Below are 18,900 nucleotides of genomic sequence, written 5' to 3' on the forward strand. Positions count from 1 at the left end.
GTGGATAAGCATAGATTCGCCACTAATAGTCCGCTAGATAGCAAAAATGACCTATACTGTTCTAAAAATGGAACGATGGGGGAAGGATGCAGGATCTCAATGACTTAGCCTGGTTCGTACAGGTGATCGATCACGGTGGTTTTGCCGCGGCGGGCAGGGCGCTCGATCAACCCAAATCCAAGTTGAGCCGTCGTATCGCCCAGCTAGAAGAACGCCTCGGCGTCCGTTTGATTCAACGGACAACCCGGCAGTTTGCGGTAACGGAAGTTGGCCTGACCTTTTATCAGCACTGCAAAGCGATGCTGATCGAGGCGGAAGCGGCAGAACAGGCGGTGGAAACCCTGCGTTCCGAGCCGCGCGGGAGCGTAAAGCTGACCTGCCCGGTAACGCTATTGCATGCGCATATCGGGCCGATGCTGGCACGGTTTATGGTGCGCTATCCGGGCGTGAATCTGCAGCTGGAAGCGACCAACCGACGCGTTGATGTTGTTGGAGAGGGCGTCGACGTCGCGATTCGCGTACGTCCAAGGCCGATAGAAGATAGCGATCTGGTGATGCGTGTTCTGGCCGATCGCGGGCACCGTCTGGTCGCCAGCCCACGGTTGGTGGAGCGGCAGGGGCAGCCTCAGGTTCCTTCAGCGCTAAGCGATTGGCCGGGGTTAAGCCTGGGGGCGGGCAAACATCAGCATAAGTGGCAGTTGACCGGCCCGGAGGGGGCAAGGGCGGAAATCTACTTTACTCCCCGGCTGGTCACCACGGATATGCTGGCGCTCCGTGAAGCGGCCATTGCCGGCGTTGGGGTGGTACAGCTTCCTTTATTAATGGTGCGCGATCAGTTGGCCGCCGGAGAGCTGGTGGTTGTCCTCGATGAGTGGCAACCGCGCAGGGAGGTGATCCATGCGGTGTTTGCCTCTCGTCGCGGATTACTCCCCTCGGTCAGGGCGCTGGTGGATTTTCTCAGCGAAGAGTATCAGCGGATGGAAGAGGATTAGCATTTGCCACAATCCCGGCGCTCGGATTACCGGCAATCTGCGGCCCGGTAGCCCGGCTAAGCGCAGCGCAAGCCGGGAAGAAGCCACAGCAATACCGCGTCACGGCATATTTCCCGGGTTGCGGCGTAAACGCCTTACCCGGGCTACGGGCTATCGGCAATCTGCGGTACTGTAGCCCGGGCACGCGCTGTGCGCCGTCCCCGGGAGAAGAGCATGGAGTAGCAGAATTTCCCGGAGGCGATGCTGCGCATCTGTCCGGGCTACCGGACGGAGCGCAGCAGGCGAAAAAAAAGCCCATACTTGCGTACGAGCCCTTCTTAAAACATGGCGGTGAGGGGGGGATTGACTCGCTGCGCTCGCCGTTACTCGGCCCGTCCCTGGGCCTCGCCCCTGCGGGGCCAGCGCAGGCGCTGTGCAAAATTGCTCCCGGCAATTTTGTCGGGGCAGATTCCTCGCAGGCTCGTCATCTGTCCAACTGGCTGTCGCCAGTTGTCGAACCCCGGTCGGGGCTTCTCATCCCCCCGGCGGGGTGCTATATACGAAAAAAAAGCCCGTACTTGCGTACGAGCTCTTCTTAAAATATGGCGGTGAGGGGGGGATTCGAACCCCCGATACGTTGCCGTATACACACTTTCCAGGCGTGCTCCTTCAGCCACTCGGACACCTCACCATATTGTCTTTCCCGTTGTTGCCGGGAACGGGCGCTAATTTAGGGAAATACGTATCTCCCGTCAATCAACTTTTTTAAAAAATCGCGCGTTTAGCCAAACTTCAAGCAACTTGCTCCCTAAATGGGCGAAAATCGATTTTTTTATCGCCATTCCCTTTTTCGCACGCTCGGCGAATGAAATTTGCTATGCTGGCAATCTAATAGAAAACAACGAGTAAAACGCGACGCTAACCTAACCTGCCAGCAGCGTCGGCTATCAGGAGCCTTTATGGATATCATCTTTTACCACCCCACGTTCGACATCCCTTTTTGGATTACGGAACTGGAAAAACAGCTGCCCGGCTCGCGCGTCCGCGAGTGGAAACCCGGAGATGATCAACCCGCTGACTATGCGCTGGTCTGGCATCCGCCGGTAGAAATGCTCCAGGGCCGCCAGCTTAAAGCCGTCTTTGCCCTTGGCGCCGGCGTCGATTCAATCCTCAGCAAATTGCGGGAACACCCGGAAATGCTGCCGCTGTCAACTCCGCTGTTCCGTCTGGAAGACACCGGCATGGGGCTGCAGATGCAAGAATACGCGGTGAGCCAGGTGTTGCACTGGTTCCGTCGTTTTGATGACTATCAGGCATTAAAACAAGAGGCGCGGTGGCAGCCGCTGGAGGAGTATCAGCGTGAAGATTTCACCATCGGCATTATGGGCGCGGGCGTGCTTGGCGCGAAAGTGGCCGAAGCCCTGCAAAGCTGGGGTTTTCCGTTACGCATCTGGAGCCGCAGCCGCAAATCCTGGCCGCAGGTCACCAGCTTTGCCGGAGAAGAGGAGCTGAATGCGTTCCTCAACGGAACACGAGTGCTGATAAACCTGCTGCCCAACACGGCGGAAACCGTTGGAATTATTAATAGCGCGCGCCTGGCGCAGCTGCCGGATAACAGCTACGTGCTGAATCTGGCTCGCGGTGTTCATGTGGTGGAAGACGATCTTCTGGACGCGCTGAATAGCGGCAAGTTGAAAGGCGCGATGCTGGATGTGTACAGCCGCGAACCGCTGCCTGAAGCGAGCCCGCTTTGGCGGCATCCGCGAGTGGCGATGACGCCGCATGTTGCCGCCGTCACCCGGCCTCTGGAAGCCATGGCTTATATCGCCAAAACCATCGGTCAGTTAGAACGAGGTGAAACGGTCAGCGGGCAGGTCGATCGCCAGCTGGGATACTAAGCGACAGCCCCGCATGAGCGGGGTTTTTGCTGATCACAGGCGCAGATTCCTGCTATTCTTGCCACAAACAGAGAAGGAGATTGTGATGTATCCTGTTGACCTGCACATGCATACCGTCGCCAGCACCCACGCCTACAGTACCCTGCACGATTATATTGCAGAAGCAAAGCGCAAGGGGATCAAACTTTTTGCCATTACCGACCACGGGCCCGATATGGCCGATGCGCCTCACTACTGGCATTTTATTAATATGCGTATCTGGCCGCGGCTGGTGGAGGGCGTTGGTATCCTGCGCGGTATCGAAGCCAATATCAAAAATACCCAGGGCGAAATTGACTGTACCGGCCCGATGCTCAACTCGCTGGACCTGATCATTGCCGGTTTTCACGAGCCGGTGTTCCCTCCAAAGGATAAAGCAACGCATACCGAAGCGATGATCGCCACGATAGCGAGCGGCGCGGTGCATATCATTAGCCATCCGGGTAATCCTAAGTTTCCCGTTGATATCCCGGCCATTGCCGCGGCAGCGGCGAAGCACCACGTGGCGCTGGAAATCAATAACTCATCCTTTGTTTCGTCGCGCATTGGCAGCGAAGATAACTGCCGTGCCGTTGCCGCGGCCGTACGCGATGCCGGCGGCTGGGTTGCGCTGGGCTCGGATTCCCATACGGCATTCACGCTTGGTGAATTTAGCGAATGTCGCAAAATCCTCGATGCTGTTGATTTTCCGGAAGAGCGCATTCTTAACGTGACGCCGCGGCGTCTGCTTAATTTTCTTGAATCGCGTGGGATGCCTGTGATTCCTGAGTTTGCTGAACTTTAATTTGAATAACTGGAATAAATGAATGAACGAGTTTTCAATCCTCTGCCGCGTGCTGGGCTCTCTCTATTATCGTCAGCCGCAGGACCCGCTGCTGGTGCCGCTGTTTACCCTTATTCGCGAAGGGAAGCTGGCAGCAAGCTGGCCGCTGGAGCAGGATGAACTGCTGGAGCGTCTGCAAAAAAGCTGCGATATGCCGTCTCTGTCCGCCGAATACAACGCGCTGTTTGTCGGTGAAGAGTGCCGCGTGGCGCCATACCGTAGCGCATGGGTAGAAGGCGCTACGGAAGCTGACGTTCGCGCTTTCCTCAGCGCGCATGGTGTCCCCACGGGGGAGGGCGCGGCGGATCATTTAGGCTCCTTGCTGCTGGCCGCTTCGTGGCTGGAAGATCACGCGCCGGAAGATGAAAGCGACGTTCTGGAAACCCTGTTCGCTGAGTATATTCTGCCGTGGTGCGGCGAGTTCCTGGGCAAAGTTGAAGCCCATGCAACCACGCCGTTCTGGCGCGCCATGGCCCCGCTGACTCGTGAAGCCCTCTCCGCCATGTGGGATGAGCTGCAGGAAGAAAATGAGCAATGAATTGTGATTAAAGTCACAATTTAATTGCAACAAAGCATTCTTAATTTCATTTAGTGTGTTCCGTGTCGCATTTGACGGGCGCGTTTCTGCTATGATACGCGCCATGAACATACTCTTCGCAATCGCATTAACGACGGGCATTCTCTCCGGTATCTGGGGATGGGTGGCCGTCGCATTGGGTCTGCTGAGCTGGGCAGGTTTCCTCGGCTGTACGGCTTACTTTGCCTGTCCGCAAGGTGGGTTAAAAGGGCTGCTTATTTCGACCTGTACGGTCATGAGCGGCGTGGTGTGGGCGCTGGTGATTATTCACGGTAGCGCGCTGGCGCCGCAGCTGGAAGTGGTTAGCTATATCATGACCGGCGTCGTGGCGTTTTTGATGTGTATCCAGGCGCGCCAGCTGATTCTCTCTTTTGTGCCGGGTACTTTTATCGGCGCGTGTGCGACGTTTGCCGCCGGCGGCGACTGGCGTTTAGTTGTGCCTTCACTCGCGCTGGGCCTGGTATTTGGCTATGCCATGAAAAATAGCGGCCTGTGGCTGGCGACCCGGGCGGAGAAAAATAAATCTCTGGCTAATCAAAGTCGCGAATCTTTTTAACCTATCCCACTTTTTTATCACCAAAGAGCCCGTCGGGCTCTTTGGCTGTTTTTGCTGCCAAGTATTACCTCATCATAAATCTTCCCGCCGTTTTGTTTTTCCTTATATATCCGCAACTTTAACTGTACCGGGAGTTAGTGAATCGATTTTGTTAGCACATTTAAACAAATGATATTTTTTGTTTTAAAATTGTTAATATAATTAAAGTGAAGTAAAAAAATATAACTCGTCGCACTCATGGATGGCTGGTGCTCTTCAGTAGCTATACCGATATGCAGAGGAGTTTTATAATGAAAACAATTAGATATGCTTCGCTTGCAGCCCTGTTTATATTACCCTCGTTTATTAGCCCTGCGATCGCCGAACAGACCGTGGCTGGCGTCGTCCATTTTTACGGACGGGTGGTGGAAGCACCTTGCCAGCTCGATGCAATCAATAATCAGGTTATTATGGATTGCCCGCGGGCGGAGACGATTAAAATTTCCGCTCAGCAGCTTGAGAAAGGGAATATCCGCAACGAAAATATCCGTTCTGCGCAATTACGCTATATTAATCCGCAACGGACCCTCGCCATTCTGGATGTTGATTATCGGTAACCCTCTGCCCCCGGGCTTTCGCCCCGGGGGCTATCGTGCCATATTATCCTCCTGTATTCCTTTCAAGACGTATGCCGACAGGAGGAGAAATGGCTGTTCAACCTGAAGTGGTTCTCGGCGATATTACCAGGCTTGAGGTCGATGTTATCGTCAACGCGGCTAATCCGTCGCTGCTTGGCGGCGGCGGGGTGGACGGGGCGATTCACCGCGCGGCAGGGCCGGAACTGCTGGCTGCCTGTAAAGTTGTGCGGCAACAGCAGGGAGAGTGTCCGCCGGGTCATGCGGTGATTACGGCGGCAGGAAATCTGCCCGCCAGCGCGGTGATTCACGCCGTAGGGCCGGTCTGGCACGGCGGTGACAGGCAGGAGGCGGAGTTACTGGCTGATGTTTACAAAAATAGCCTGCTGCTGGCCTCGGCAAATAATTACCGATCCATCGCATTTCCTGCTATCAGCACCGGCGTATATGGTTACCCTAAACAGGCTGCCGCGGAGATAGCCGTGCGGACGGTAACTGCCTTTCTCACTCGCTACAATCCGCTGGAGCGCGTTTATTTCGTTTGTTTTGATAGCGAAACCGCCGGCATCTATACCCAATTACTCGAGGCGAGTCGCGCGCAACTCGGCCATCAGAATAAGATATGATAGTTTCCTGCGAAGGCGGGAAACTATCATAACGGGAGAGTCATCGGTGACTGAAGGGAAGGTTCTACAAAAACAACGGCTTCGCCGGATGGAAATTGTTGCCGCGGCACAAAAATGTTTCGCGGAAAAGGGCCTGCATGGCGCCTCCGTAGCGGATATTGCGCGTCAGGCTGGCCTTAGCGTAGGCCAGCTATATCGCGTTTTCGCCAGCAAAGAAGAGATCATCGAAGTTATCGTCAGCGAGATCGTGAATGCCAGAGTGGGTGAAATGGTTGCCGGGAATCATGATTTAGCCCGCATGGCTTCAGTTTTAGCCGGCGTGCTCCCCGCGACCGAGTCTACGAAAAACGATAATTATCTGCTGATGGAAATTAACGCCGAGGCGTCCCGAAATCCGCGCCTGCGTGAAATTATGATCCAGGCCGATCGTCGCCTGAAAGAGGAGGGCGGACGGCTTACCCGCCACTATCATCCTGAGATGACCGCGGAGCAAATTAGCGTCGCCTGCGAATTTATCGCGATATTAACGGAAGGGGCGGCATACCGTTGCGACCTGGCGACGGCCCCGACGGTAGATAAAGCGGCGATGGAGAGCCTGTACCGCGATGTCTTTCAGCTGTTGTTTGCGCAAAAATAGCGCTGCTATGTGCGTTCCACACAGCAGCTCCCTGTTTTAACTGGCGGAAATTTGCGGCTTAGCCGTCTTTTGCTGGAATTTTCCGGAAAAAAGAAAGCGCAACAGCGGTATCCGCAGATGAATTTCATACAGCACCAGTGCAATCCCGACAACAAAAACCAGCCCGGTGATAAATCCAAGGGTATTTGATTGAATGACCGGGGTTATCCATGCCCCGTAGAGCAGGGTCAGAGGGTGGTGCACCAGGTAGATAAATAGCGATGCGTTGACGAAGTAGGTCACCCGCGCGGACTGGAAATTCAACAAACGGTGGCCAAGCGAAAAGACCACGTTGACCATCCATAGCCCCAGCACCATCGTAATCATGTACTCCGTTTCGTACATCCAGCCATCGCCCGAGCCGTACTGCTGATTCAGTCGGTAGGCGATAAATCCCAGTAAAGCCGCCACAAAGCACCACGGCGAGGGAGTCGTGAACATCGTCTTCAGCCGCGCGTTAATAAACGTCTGGGCGCCCAGGATAAAGAAAGGCAGGTAGAACAGCGTTTGCATCACGATAAAGTTGAACAGACCGTTGCTGAGAATGGGCGGATAGAGAATAAAAATAGTGCGGCGAATGACCGCATACAGCACGCCCAGAGCGAGAAAAATCATCGACAGCTGGCCTAATGTGACGGTGTCACCAAAGGTGGGCGCAGCGGCAGAACGCGGTCGCGTCAGCCATTTGAACATCACCACGCCCAGCGACGTCAGGACCACCAGCACCAACAAAAACCACAGATGAGAGATCAGCTCCCAGGCGAGGGTGTTGAACTTGTCATAGCCTGACAGCGTATGCCAGTTATCCGCTTTACCGTTGACGTACTGCAGCATAATAAACTGCGGCAGGGTCAGGAGCGGGATCGCCGTTAACATGGGAATGCCGACGCGCTCAACGCGTACTTTCCACCATTTTTTCAGCGGATAGCGCAGAAAAAGCATGTAGGAAAAATAGCCGGAAATCACAAAGAAGACCTGCATGCGAAAGGCATGGATGAAGTCGTTAAATAACGTCAGCCACCACGAGGGCTCGGCGCTGTTAACATGCCAGCTGTGGCTGGAGTATATGAGCGAAATGTGAAAAGGGATGCCCAATAGCATCAGCCAGGCGCGGATGCTATCGAAAAAATATTCACGCTGTACCGGAGTATTATTCATACAATATCACTACATTCTCAGACAATTCGTCTTATCACTCAACGTGATAACGTTTAAATTCTCTGCAACCCTACATGAACTCTGGTTAACTGTCTCCAGGATAAGCACGCAAAGTGCAAACGGGGCAGTAACTGCGTATTCCCTGTGCCGCGATGCCGAACAATGCAGGGATTATGTTGTCGGAATGCCTGAGTTTCCATTAAAATAGATCGGATCGATTTAAGCACACAAAGGGGGAAGTGCTTACTTATATGAAACATAAACCACAGATGATGAAAATGCGTTGGTTAAGCGCAGCCGTAATGTTGTCCCTGTGTACTTCATCTGCATGGGCATTCAGCATTGATGACGTCGCAAAAGAGGCACAAACGTTAGCCGGCAAAGGCTTTGAAGCGCCTAAAAGTAACCTGCCCTCTGCCTTCCGCGACATGAAGTATGCGGACTATCAGCAAATTCAGTTTAATCACGACAAAGCCTATTGGAATAATCTGAAAAGCCCGTTCAAGCTCGAGTTTTATCACCAGGGAATGTATTTCGATACGCCGGTCACCATTAATGAAGTGACGGCAACCAGCGTACGTAAAATTAAATATAGCCCGGACTATTTTAATTTTGGCAACGTTCAGCACGATAAAGACACGGTTAAAGACCTCGGTTTTGCGGGCTTTAAGGTTCTGTATCCGATCAACAGCAAAGACAAGAACGATGAGATCGTCAGCATGCTCGGAGCCAGCTATTTCCGCGTGCTCGGTCAGGGCCAGGTATATGGGCTTTCTGCCCGCGGACTGGCTATCGATACCGCGCTGCCGTCCGGAGAAGAGTTCCCGCGCTTCCGTGAGTTCTGGATTGAGCGCCCTAAAGCCACCGATAAACGCCTGACGATTTATGCGCTGCTTGATTCCCCGCGCGCAACCGGCGCCTATCGCTTTGTGATCATGCCCGGTCGCGATACCGTGGTGGACGTGCAGTCTAAGGTCTATCTGCGTGACAAAGTCGGTAAACTGGGCGTGGCGCCGTTAACCAGCATGTTCCTGTTCGGGCCGCATCAGCCGTCTCCGACCACCAACTACCGCCCGGCGCTGCACGACTCCAACGGGCTGTCCATTCTTGCCGGTAACGGTGAGTGGATCTGGCGTCCGCTCAATAACCCGAAACACCTGGCCGTCAGCAGCTACGCAATGGAAAACCCGCAGGGGTTTGGCCTGCTGCAGCGCGGCCGTCAGTTCTCTCGTTTTGAAGACCTCGACGACCGCTACGACCTGCGCCCAAGCGCGTGGATTACGCCGAAAGGTGATTGGGGCAAAGGGAAAATCGAACTGGTCGAGATCCCGACCAACGATGAAACCAACGATAACATCGTCACCTACTGGACGCCGGATCAGCTGCCGGAACCCGGCAAAGAGATGAACTTCAAATACACCATCACTTTCAGCCGTGACGAAGACAAACTGCATGCGCCGGATAACGCTTACGTTATGCAGACCCGCCGTTCTACCGGCGACGTCAAGCAATCGAACCTGATCCGCCAGCCTGATGGCACCATTGCCTTTATTGTCGATTTCACCGGCGCCGAGATGAAAAAGCTGCCCGCAGATACGCCAGTGACTGCCCAGGCCAGCATCGGCGATAACGCTGAAATCGTCGAAAATACCGTGCGCTACAACCCAGTAACGAAAGGCTGGCGTATGATCCTGCGCGTCAAAGTGAAAGATCCTAAGAAAACCACGGATATGCGCGCAGCCCTGGTCAATACCGACCAGACGCTGAGCGAAACCTGGAGCTATCAGCTGCCTGCCAATGAATAAGATAACGAAGTACATCGACGCATTGCCGCTGTCGGATGCAGAAAAACGCGCGTTACCTGACGCAAGTCTGCAGGCCGTACATCAAGCACTGGACGCTGAACATCACGTTTACCACCGCGAAGACGACTCCCCGCTGGGGTCGGTAAAATCGCGGCTGGAGCACAGCTGGCCAGATTCACTGGCCGGTAACCAGCTGGTTAAGGATGACGAAGGGCGCACCCAGCTCAACGCCATGCCGAAAGCAAAACGCTCCTCCATGTTTCCGGACCCCTGGCGGACTAACCCGGTCGGGCGCTTCTGGGATCGGCTGCGCGGACGCGACGTGACGCCGCGCTATCTTTCTCGCCTGAGCCAGGAAGAGCAGGAGAGCGAGCAGAAATGGCGTACCGTCGGCTCTATCCGCCGCTACATTCTTCTGCTGCTGACGCTGGCGCAGACCGTGGTGGCGACGTGGTATATGAAAACCATTTTGCCCTACCAGGGCTGGGCGCTGATTAACCCGGCGGATATGGTGGGGCAGAACCTGTGGATCTCCTTTATGCAGCTGCTGCCCTATGTGCTGCAGTCGGGGATCCTGATCCTGTTCGCCGTGCTTTTTTGCTGGGTCTCAGCGGGATTCTGGACCGCGCTGATGGGCTTCCTGCAGCTGCTCATCGGGCGTGATAAGTACAGTATCTCAGCCTCGACCGTCGGGAATGAGCCGTTGAACCCGGAGCATCGCACGGCGCTGATCATGCCGATCTGCAACGAAGACGTTGACCGCGTATTCGCGGGCCTGCGTGCGACCTGGGAGTCGGTAAAGGCCAGCGGCAACGCTGAGCACTTTGATGTCTATATCCTGAGCGATAGCTATAACCCGGATATCTGCGTGGCAGAGCAAAAGGCGTGGATGGAGCTCATTGCCGAAGTGCAGGGCGAAGGGCAGATCTTCTATCGCCGCCGCCGCCGCCGCGTGAAGCGCAAAAGCGGTAACATTGATGACTTCTGCCGCCGTTGGGGTAGCCAGTATAGCTACATGGTGGTGCTGGATGCCGACTCCGTCATGAGCGGTGAGTGCCTGAGCGGCCTGGTGCGCCTGATGGAAGCGAACCCGAATGCCGGTATCATCCAGTCATCGCCTCGCGCGTCGGGCATGGATACGCTGTATGCTCGCTGTCAGCAATTTGCCACCCGCGTCTACGGCCCGCTGTTTACCGCCGGGCTGCACTTCTGGCAGCTGGGCGAATCGCACTACTGGGGACACAACGCCATTATCCGGGTGAAACCGTTTATTGAGCACTGTGCCCTCGCGCCGCTGCCGGGTGAGGGTAACTTCGCGGGTTCCATTCTGTCGCACGACTTCGTCGAAGCCGCATTGATGCGTCGCGCCGGATGGGGGGTCTGGATTGCTTACGATCTCCCCGGATCTTATGAAGAGCTGCCGCCGAACCTGCTGGACGAGCTGAAGCGCGATCGCCGCTGGTGTCAGGGGAACCTGATGAACTTCCGCCTGTTCCTGGTTAAAGGGATGCACCCGGTTCACCGCGCGGTGTTCCTGACCGGCGTGATGTCATACCTGTCGGCGCCGCTGTGGTTTATGTTCCTTGCGCTCTCAACTGCCCTGCAGGTGGTGCATGCGTTGACCGAACCGCAGTACTTTCTGCAGCCGCGGCAGCTGTTCCCGGTCTGGCCGCAGTGGCGTCCGGAGCTGGCCATTGCCCTGTTTGCTTCCACCATGGTGCTGCTGTTTCTGCCGAAGCTGCTGAGTATTATCCTGGTGTGGTGTAAAGGGCCAAAAGAGTACGGCGGATTTATCCGCGTGACCCTTTCTCTGCTGCTGGAGGTGCTCTTTTCGGTGCTGCTGGCGCCGGTGCGTATGCTGTTCCATACCGTATTTGTGGTCAGCGCGTTCCTCGGCTGGGAAGTGGTGTGGAACTCGCCGCAGCGTGATGACGACTCTACCCCGTGGGGCGAAGCGTTTATGCGTCACGGCTCGCAGATGCTGTTGGGTCTGGTCTGGGCGGTGGGCATGGCATGGCTGGATCTGCGCTTCCTGTTCTGGCTGGCGCCGATTGTGGTGTCGCTGATTCTGTCGCCGTTCGTGTCGGCCATTTCCAGCCGCGCCACCATCGGCCTGCGCACTAAACGCTGGAAGCTGTTCCTGATCCCGGAAGAGTACTCCCCGCCGCAGGTGCTTAAAGATACTGACGCTTACCTGACGCTCAACCGTCAGCGTTCGCTGGACGACGGCTTTATGCATGCGGTATTTAACCCGTCGTTTAACGCGCTGGCAACGGCGATGGCCACCGCGCGCCACCGTCACGGGCATATTCTGGATATCGCTCGCGAACGTCACGTTGAGCAGGCGTTGAATGAGACGCCGGATAAACTAAACCGCGATCGTCGTCTGGTATTGCTGAGCGACCCGGTCACGATGTCACGCTTGCACTATCGCGTGTGGGCCGCGCCGGAGAAATACTCTTCGTGGGTCGGCGCCTATCAGCAGCTGACGTTGAATCCGCTGGCGTTAAAAACGAAGTAAGCCGTACGTTAAGGAAAATACCGGCAATGGCGCCGGTATTTTTTTACCTGAAAATCGAGGTTGTTGATGAGAGTTTTACTGGTTATCGCAATGACGCTGTTTCTCAGCGGCTGCGGGAGTATTATCAGCCGCACAGTGCCAGGCCAGGGCCATGGAAACCAGTACTATCCCGGCGTTCAGTGGGATGTTCGTGATTCAGCATGGCGCTATATCACTATTCTCGATCTGCCCTTTTCGCTGGTGTTTGATACGCTACTGCTGCCGCTTGACGCCAGCCATGGTCCCTATAACTAATTAGCGTTCATCCCATTCATCGGCGGCAGCCTGGCCCTCCTCGGTATCGAGAGAGGGTTCAAGCTGAAACTCGCCTTCATCCCATTCGTGCAGCGTGTTTTCTTCCAGCCACTCCTGGCGAAGCTCAATCTCATCATAATCACCGTCAAAGACGCTCTGCGCAGCCTGACCGCTGAGGACCGGCAGACATTCGCCCTGTTCATCCTCGTCGGCGAAAAATTCGGCCTGCCAGGCAATATCACCGTCCTGGAGTACGTACTTCTGGATATTTAACTGCTCAATGCTGGCGCTCTCTTCGTCGCTATCGGGATTATTAGCCAGAAACTCCTCGCGGGCTGCATCGATTGCTTCTTCAAGCGTGGCATAGAACATCGAATCCTTTGGCATGGCTAACCTCCTAAGATGAATAGAAATGAACACGATTCAATCTATAGAAGGCGGTTGGCAATGCGTCAAGGAGGTGAACGCCACACGGACATTAATTTACCGAATGCGTGCCGGAACCCGGATTGTCCGTTGCCCGGGGGCGGCGGGAGCGACCGAGGGTCAGGGTTGAGTAGACCGCATTGAACAGCACCACACCGGCGGTGACTAAAAAGACTGCCCGGAAGCCGTAGTTGGCGGAAACCGATGCGCCGATGAGCGGGCCCGTGACGTTGCCGATATCGCGGAACGACTGGTTATAGCTGAATATTCTGCCCGAGATTTGGCTGGTGGAGTTGTACACCAGCAGCGTTTGCACTGCCGGCAGCAGCGCGCCGTCGGCGGCACCTAACAGGAAGCGCAGGATACCCAGCTGCAGCGGCGTCTGGACGAACGACATGGGAATCAGGAGCAGGACAGAAATCACCAGCGCGACGATCAGGATTTTTTCCGGACCGATACGGTCGCCGAGTTTACCGAGGCGAGGGGCGCTAAGCAGGGCGGCAATACCGGGGACTGAAGCTATCATGCCGCTGATAAACGCAATATTACTGACGTTGCCGGCGAGATCGCGCACGTAAAGCGTCAAAATCGGCGCGATGGAACCGGTAGCCACCTGGATAATCAGCGATGTCACAAACAGACTCAGCACCAGTTTCGGATTTTTAAGCGACGTGAAAACGTCTTTCGCGCTGAGCATCTCTTTTTTACTGACGGCGACAAAGTTCTCGCGGATGAGAAAAAGGGTAAATAAGAAACAAATAAACAGCACGCCTGCCGTCATAAAGAAGACGGTACGCAATCCCCAGTGATCGGCCAGGAAACCACCGGCCAGCGGCCCCAGCAGCGCGCCGCTGACCGCCCCGGTAGAGAGGGTCCCCAGCGCCCAGCCGCTCTTATGACGGGGAATTTGCGTCGCTATCAGCGCATTGGCGTTAGGAATAAATCCGCCGAGCAGACCTAACAGCGCGCGCAGGATCAGAAACTGCCAGATATTCTGCGCCAGGCCCATCAGCAGCATAACGATTGCCATACCGAGGGCCGAGCGCAGCAGCATAATTTTGCGTCCTTTGCGGTCCGCGAGACCGCCCCAGAAGGGGGAGGCCACGGCGGAAAATAAAAAGGTAATGCTGAAAACCAGCCCTGACCACATATTGAGGGCGCTATGGCCGGTTACGCCGAGTTGTTCGACGTAGAGAGGGAGGAACGGCATCACCAGGCTAAAGGCGGCGCCGGTTAAAAAGCAGCCGAGCCAGGTGACGGTGAGATTACGTTTCCAGTTAATGGGGGTATCAGCAGAGGGCATAGGTTTCCACTGACCTGCCGCGCAGGTCAAATAATTGAAAATATGAGCCTGCTAATTATGCGCCTGAGAAATGGTTGCCGCAATGGAGGAGAGCTTTTAAAGCTAAAGGAGGGCTCTGAACGGCGGGGCTTACCCCGCATCCGGATTCAGATGCGGGGTCATTGCGCGAGCGCGCGCCGGGAGGCGCTAGTAACGAGAAGGAACGCCTTCAGGACGCGTTTTAAAGCGGCGATGCATCCACATATACTGTTCCGGCGCCATCAATATGCACTTCTCTACCACTTTGTTCATCCAGACGGCGGTAGTCTCCGCATCGTCCAGCGGCGGATCGCACTCCGGCGGCAGGATAATCAGCTCATAGCCTTTACCGTCCGGTTTACGGCGCGGCACGAACGGCACAACGCAGGCTTTAGACATCTTTGCCAGCATCCAGGTGCCCGAGGTGGTCGCGGCCTGGTCAACGGCGAAAAACGGCACAAATACGCTGGCGGCCGGGCCATAGTCGTGATCCGGCGCATACCAGATCACTTCACCCTTTTTCAGCGCGCGGATCATGCCTTTCAGATCTTTACGATCGATCATGTCTTTGTTGGAGCGCAGGCGTCCCCATGTCTGCAGCCAGTCGATAACCGGGTTATCGTTTGGACGATAAACGCCAATGCCCGGCTCGTTGATACCGAACATGCGCGCGCCCATCTCCAGCGTGAGGAAATGAATGCCAATCAGCAAAATGCCGCGCTTTTGCGCCTGAACATCACGGATATGCTCGACGCCGATGGAGTCAGTCCAGCGCGCAATACGCTTCGTCGGCCAGAACCAGGCCATGCCGGTTTCCATTAACCCCATGCCGACGGATTCAAAGTTTGCCACGACCATGCGGTGACGCTCTTGCTCGCTCTTATCGGGAAAACAGAGCTCCAGATTCCGGTTGGCTATTTTGGCCCGGCGCTTCATTAGCCGCATGGCGAGGCGGCCAAGACCGGTTCCGAGGCGATAAATCAGCGGATAAGGCAGCTGAACAACCAACCAGAGCAGGCCGATCCCGAGCCAAAGCAACCAGTAACGCGGGTGCAGCAACGCTGCGGAAAATTTAGGTAAATGGGTCATCTCATACCTGTTTAATTAAGCAACGTGTTCTATTATCGCATTTTTTTATGCCTCAGCCAAAATACCGGCCGCAGATGGCATTTAATGTTAACGCAAGCAAATATGGGTGAGAAAAATGTAGCGCAAAATGTGGGGATGTAAATTAAGCGTGTTTGCTATATGATGCCCGCCGTTTATTTTACTCATTGACTATGCCGAGCAGGTACACCATGCCAGTGTTACATAACCGCATTTCAAATGAGACGTTAAAGGCGCAAATGTTGGCTGAGACCGAGCCGCGCACGACGATCTCGTTTTATAAATATTTCACTATTATCGACCCAAAAGCCACGCGCGATGCGCTGTGGATTGCGTTGACTAAGCTGAACGTCTTTGGCCGAATTTATCTGGCTCACGAAGGTATTAACGCGCAAATTAGCGTTCCGCAAAGCCGGGTCGATGCGCTGCGCGAATTCTTATACGCTTTTGATCCTGCCCTGAATGGTCTGCGCCTGAATATCGCCCTCGATGATGACGGTAAATCCTTCTGGGTTCTGCGTCTCAAGGTACGCGATCGGATCGTCGCGGATGGGATTGACGATCCGACGTTTGATGCATCGGACGTGGGCGATTATTTAAAGGCTGCGGAAGTCAACGCGATGCTGGACGACCCGGATGCGGTCTTTATTGATATGCGTAACCATTACGAATATGAGGTCGGCCATTTCGAGAATGCGCTGGAGATCCCGGCGGATACGTTTCGCGACCAGCTGCCGAAGGCCGTTGAGATGATGCAGGAACATAAAGATAAAAATATCGTGATGTACTGCACCGGCGGTATCCGCTGCGAAAAAGCCAGCGCGTGGATGAAGCACAATGGGTTCACTAAGGTCTCGCATATTGAGGGCGGGATTATCGAATACGCGCGACGCGCACGCGAACAGGGGCTGCCGGTTCGCTTTGTCGGTAAGAACTTTGTCTTCGATGAGCGTATGGGAGAGCGTATCTCAGATGATGTTATCGCCCATTGCCATCAGTGCGGCGCCCCCTGCGACAGCCATACCAACTGCCTGAACGATGGTTGCCACCTGCTGTTTATTCAGTGTCCTGCCTGCGCGGAGAAATTCGCCGGCTGCTGTAGCGAAGCCTGCATGGAAGAGCATAAGCTGCCGGAAGAGGAGCAGCGAAAACTGCGCGCCGGCCGCGAGAATGGCAATAAGATCTTTAATAAATCTCGCGGTCGGTTGAATACGAAGCTGGGGATCCCGGATCCTGAGCCTTCAGAAAAACCATAGCCAGATAAGATCGATAAACGCCAGCAGAAGCCACAGCGCCAGATAAATCATAAAATGTTCGCGGACGTTGTTAACCAGTAATTCGAACAGGCGACGCATCATCTCTCTCATCATTCACGGCCTCAAGCGAGGCCGTTTCTTTAGCGTGGTTGTCAGGTTGTACGGCGGGCGCTTATTTCTTAAACCGCGCCAGTGAAAACGGGGATAGATCAAACCCAAAGGGTTCTTCAAGCGCAAACCGTGTGGCCAGTTCACCGAGTACCGGTGCGAACTTAAAGCCGTGCCCGCTCAGGCCGGTAATCAATAGCGTATCCGGCTGGCCGGGCAGCGTATCAATGATAAAGTCCTCGTCGGCGGTGTTGTCATAGGTACAGGATGCGCCATGCAGGCAGCCGCCGATACCGGGCAACACATTACGCAAGAAGCTAAAAGCTTCAGAGCCGTCCGTTGCAACGGCACCAAACGGCTTACGCTCTTCCGGCGTGGAAATAGGCTGCCCGCCGTTATGCTTGCCGATTTTCAATTCGTTATCTTCTGCCGGGAAACCGTAAAACTGATCGCCATTCGCTAACTCACCGGTAAACGCCGGGAAATTATTTTTGCTGCTGTAGCGGCCATCCGCCTGAAACCAGGCGAAAATTTTACGTACCGGCTGGACAGGGAGTTCTGGCATCAGCCGGGTAACCCAGGTACCGGCGCTAACCAGCAGTTTTTTGCCGCTGTACTCACCATCAATCGTCTCGACGGTTACGCCGTTCGGCGCGTGGTGAATGGCCGATACCGGGCAGTTGAAGAGCTGTGCGGCGCCCGCTTCGCGTGCCAGACGGATCCAGCTTTCAACGGCCAGTTCGCTGCGCAGTATGCCGGATGCGGGTTCAAATATTGCCCGATAATCATCAGGAATACGAATTTCCGGCCAGCGAGTCATCACCGTCTGCGCATCCATTTCTTCGATATTGAGCTGGAACTCGCGCGCGCTGCTGGCAACATTGCGCAGAAAGTCGGAACCGGCAGGCCCGAGGTTAATCACTCCTGTACGTTCAAAGACGGCTTCACCGCTGGCGGCGGCAAACTCATCCCATAGCTGTTGCGCGCGCAGTACCAGGGGGACATATCTTTCGCCTTCGCCGTAGGCGTGACGAATGAGGCGGGTGCTGCCGTGATGGCTGCCTTCCTGATGCGGCGGCTGATGGGCATCAATCATCAGTACGTTGAGCCCTGCCTGCCGCGCATAATAGCCTGCGGCAGCGCCGACCGAGCCGCTACCGATAATGATAAGATCGTATTGCATGGTGAGTTCCAGGTTATTGCTTTATTAGCAGGGTAATTAACAACCTGCTGTTATACAAGCCCGAAAATAATTCAGGCACCCGAGGGTGCCTGTTAAGTGAATATTCTGACATTAGCGCTAAATTTTAATGCCTTCGATACTCATTTTCCTGGTATTCGCCAGATTCAATCTTCGCAATACCTGCTTCCAGAATCGAAATAAACTGACGTGCGACGTCCGTCGTTAGCCATAGCGTCTGGCCAATCTCTGCGTCTCTACTGCTTTCTTGAGCGGGGTTTTGGTAGTGCAGGCGCAACATCAGCGCATCGTAACTATCAACGGTGCTGATGTCCCATCCGACGAGGGGATGGGTCTGGATGACTTCATTATTCTTTTCCATCATAACCCCTTATTCATATGTTAAAAGACAACAGTTCTCGAGGTTTAATGCGTGTTTTTTGAAGCAAGTTAATTATATCAGTAGTCAAGAATAAACTCGAGAAATTAAATGAAATAGAGACACATACGCGCCCATGTGCTGATTTTTTAGGCAAATCAGGGAGGGTTATTTGTTATTTATGAAGGTGCTAAGGAAAAGCAATAGGGGAGAGTCTGACTATGAAAAAAATAAAAAAGCCGGGGCGACCCGGCAAAAAATTGCACAATGAGGGAGCAAATTTAATTGACTAGTCGCGGACAAACCAGTCGTCAGCGCTTTCCCAGGTTTCTTGCAGGATTTCGCTAATCCGGTCTTTGTCTTCTTTCAGGCCGCCGATAACCGACAGATTGTTATTAGCCGCGTACCGAACCGTTACCTGACTTGAGGTAGAGGGAAACTGCTGTTCGATACGACGCGAGAGTTCATTGTTCAGCGCATCTAAGGCGCCGTTGGGTAAGGCTGTTGATTTGGCGATAGAGACTTCAATACGCATAATTGCCCCCTGGATAATGTACTGTTTATT

20 protein-coding genes and 1 tRNA gene are annotated in these 18,900 nt (G+C 54.6%); 12 read left to right on the forward strand and 9 right to left on the reverse strand.

Features of this window, described 5'->3' with window-relative positions:
- Positions 1 to 86: 86 nt before the first annotated feature.
- Positions 87 to 992 (forward strand): LysR family transcriptional regulator, encoded by a 906-nt coding sequence (locus FQK12_RS12580; protein ID WP_014228816.1) that lies wholly within the window; start codon positions 87 to 89, stop codon positions 990 to 992.
- A gap of 582 nt (positions 993 to 1,574) precedes the next feature.
- On the opposite strand, the gene FQK12_RS12585 is transcribed toward FQK12_RS12580, so the two are convergent.
- Positions 1,575 to 1,662: transfer RNA gene (locus FQK12_RS12585), tRNA-Ser, on the reverse strand.
- 268 nt (positions 1,663 to 1,930) lie between these two features.
- On the opposite strand from FQK12_RS12585, the gene ghrA reads away from it, so the two are divergent.
- The 7 genes from ghrA (at position 1,931) to FQK12_RS12620 (ending at position 6,741) form a co-directional block, all read left to right on the forward strand.
- Complete coding sequence (ghrA, locus tag FQK12_RS12590; RefSeq protein ID WP_014228817.1) at positions 1,931 to 2,869, forward strand: glyoxylate/hydroxypyruvate reductase GhrA; 939 nt, start codon at positions 1,931 to 1,933, stop codon at positions 2,867 to 2,869.
- Positions 2,870 to 2,954: 85 nt separating this feature from the next.
- Positions 2,955 to 3,692 carry a phosphatase gene (locus FQK12_RS12595; RefSeq protein ID WP_014228818.1) on the forward strand — a complete coding sequence of 246 codons (738 nt, stop codon included), beginning with the start codon at positions 2,955 to 2,957 and terminating at the stop codon, positions 3,690 to 3,692.
- Between the two features lie 22 nt (positions 3,693 to 3,714).
- Positions 3,715 to 4,269 (forward strand): molecular chaperone, encoded by a 555-nt coding sequence (locus FQK12_RS12600; protein WP_014228819.1) that lies wholly within the window; start codon positions 3,715 to 3,717, stop codon positions 4,267 to 4,269.
- A 103-nt stretch (positions 4,270 to 4,372) separates the two neighbouring features.
- Positions 4,373 to 4,864, forward strand: coding sequence for a DUF1097 domain-containing protein (locus FQK12_RS12605; protein ID WP_014228820.1), 492 nt, complete (start codon positions 4,373 to 4,375; stop codon positions 4,862 to 4,864).
- Between the two features lie 290 nt (positions 4,865 to 5,154).
- Positions 5,155 to 5,460, forward strand: a complete 306-nt coding sequence (locus FQK12_RS12610; protein ID WP_014228821.1) for a type 1 fimbrial protein — start codon at positions 5,155 to 5,157, stop codon at positions 5,458 to 5,460.
- Between the two features lie 89 nt (positions 5,461 to 5,549).
- Positions 5,550 to 6,104, forward strand: coding sequence for an O-acetyl-ADP-ribose deacetylase (gene ymdB, locus FQK12_RS12615; protein WP_014228822.1), 555 nt, complete (start codon positions 5,550 to 5,552; stop codon positions 6,102 to 6,104).
- 46 nt (positions 6,105 to 6,150) lie between these two features.
- The gene (locus FQK12_RS12620; protein WP_004849849.1) at positions 6,151 to 6,741 is read left to right on the forward strand and encodes a TetR/AcrR family transcriptional regulator; all 591 of its coding nucleotides are present in this window, start codon (positions 6,151 to 6,153) and stop codon (positions 6,739 to 6,741) included.
- 36 nt (positions 6,742 to 6,777) lie between these two features.
- Here the strand turns inward: FQK12_RS12620 and mdoC are convergent, their stop codons facing one another.
- Positions 6,778 to 7,938, reverse strand: coding sequence for a glucans biosynthesis protein MdoC (mdoC, locus tag FQK12_RS12625; RefSeq protein WP_014228824.1), 1,161 nt, complete (start codon positions 7,936 to 7,938; stop codon positions 6,778 to 6,780).
- A 251-nt stretch (positions 7,939 to 8,189) separates the two neighbouring features.
- Here mdoC and mdoG point away from each other — a divergent pair, with 251 nt between their 5' ends.
- The 3 genes from mdoG (at position 8,190) to FQK12_RS12640 (ending at position 12,558) form a co-directional block, all read left to right on the forward strand.
- Positions 8,190 to 9,743, forward strand: coding sequence for a glucans biosynthesis protein MdoG (mdoG, locus tag FQK12_RS12630; protein ID WP_004101027.1), 1,554 nt, complete (start codon positions 8,190 to 8,192; stop codon positions 9,741 to 9,743).
- Positions 9,736 to 12,264 (forward strand): glucans biosynthesis glucosyltransferase MdoH, encoded by a 2,529-nt coding sequence (gene mdoH, locus FQK12_RS12635; RefSeq protein WP_014228826.1) that lies wholly within the window; start codon positions 9,736 to 9,738, stop codon positions 12,262 to 12,264. The genes mdoG and mdoH overlap by 8 nt, the downstream gene beginning before the upstream one ends.
- Positions 12,265 to 12,330: 66 nt before the next feature.
- Positions 12,331 to 12,558 carry a YceK/YidQ family lipoprotein gene (locus FQK12_RS12640; RefSeq protein ID WP_004849859.1) on the forward strand — a complete coding sequence of 76 codons (228 nt, stop codon included), beginning with the start codon at positions 12,331 to 12,333 and terminating at the stop codon, positions 12,556 to 12,558.
- Here the strand turns inward: FQK12_RS12640 and FQK12_RS12645 are convergent, their stop codons facing one another.
- The 3 genes from FQK12_RS12645 to FQK12_RS12655 form a co-directional block, all read right to left on the reverse strand.
- The gene (locus FQK12_RS12645) at positions 12,559 to 12,945 is read right to left on the reverse strand and encodes a MysB family protein (protein WP_004137236.1); all 387 of its coding nucleotides are present in this window, start codon (positions 12,943 to 12,945) and stop codon (positions 12,559 to 12,561) included.
- Between the two features lie 91 nt (positions 12,946 to 13,036).
- A complete protein-coding gene (gene mdtG / locus FQK12_RS12650) occupies positions 13,037 to 14,287 on the reverse strand; it encodes a multidrug efflux MFS transporter MdtG (protein ID WP_014228827.1) in 1,251 nt (416 codons plus the stop codon).
- A 186-nt stretch (positions 14,288 to 14,473) separates the two neighbouring features.
- On the reverse strand, positions 14,474 to 15,394 hold the full coding sequence (locus FQK12_RS12655; RefSeq protein WP_004849864.1) for a Kdo(2)-lipid IV(A) acyltransferase: 921 nt from the start codon (positions 15,392 to 15,394) through the stop codon (positions 14,474 to 14,476).
- A gap of 209 nt (positions 15,395 to 15,603) precedes the next feature.
- Between FQK12_RS12655 and FQK12_RS12660 the strand changes: the two genes are divergently transcribed.
- Complete coding sequence (locus tag FQK12_RS12660; protein ID WP_004849866.1) at positions 15,604 to 16,668, forward strand: rhodanese-related sulfurtransferase; 1,065 nt, start codon at positions 15,604 to 15,606, stop codon at positions 16,666 to 16,668.
- Here FQK12_RS12660 and FQK12_RS12665 read toward each other — a convergent pair.
- From FQK12_RS12665 to dinI, 4 genes are all read right to left on the reverse strand, one after another.
- Positions 16,654 to 16,767: a YceO family protein gene (locus tag FQK12_RS12665; RefSeq protein WP_004101037.1), complete on the reverse strand. Its 114-nt coding sequence runs from the start codon at positions 16,765 to 16,767 to the stop codon at positions 16,654 to 16,656. The genes FQK12_RS12660 and FQK12_RS12665 overlap by 15 nt on opposite strands.
- A 73-nt stretch (positions 16,768 to 16,840) precedes the next feature.
- Complete coding sequence (gene solA / locus FQK12_RS12670) at positions 16,841 to 17,959, reverse strand: N-methyl-L-tryptophan oxidase (RefSeq protein ID WP_014228828.1); 1,119 nt, start codon at positions 17,957 to 17,959, stop codon at positions 16,841 to 16,843.
- 124 nt (positions 17,960 to 18,083) lie between these two features.
- Positions 18,084 to 18,338, reverse strand: coding sequence for a biofilm formation regulator BssS (gene bssS, locus FQK12_RS12675; RefSeq protein ID WP_004101039.1), 255 nt, complete (start codon positions 18,336 to 18,338; stop codon positions 18,084 to 18,086).
- 286 nt (positions 18,339 to 18,624) lie between these two features.
- Complete coding sequence (gene dinI, locus FQK12_RS12680; protein WP_004101040.1) at positions 18,625 to 18,870, reverse strand: DNA damage-inducible protein I; 246 nt, start codon at positions 18,868 to 18,870, stop codon at positions 18,625 to 18,627.
- Positions 18,871 to 18,900: the final 30 nt, after the last annotated feature.

It is taken from the genome of Klebsiella sp. ME-303, from assembly GCF_007910085.1.
Lineage (GTDB): Bacteria > Pseudomonadota > Gammaproteobacteria > Enterobacterales > Enterobacteriaceae > Klebsiella > Klebsiella michiganensis.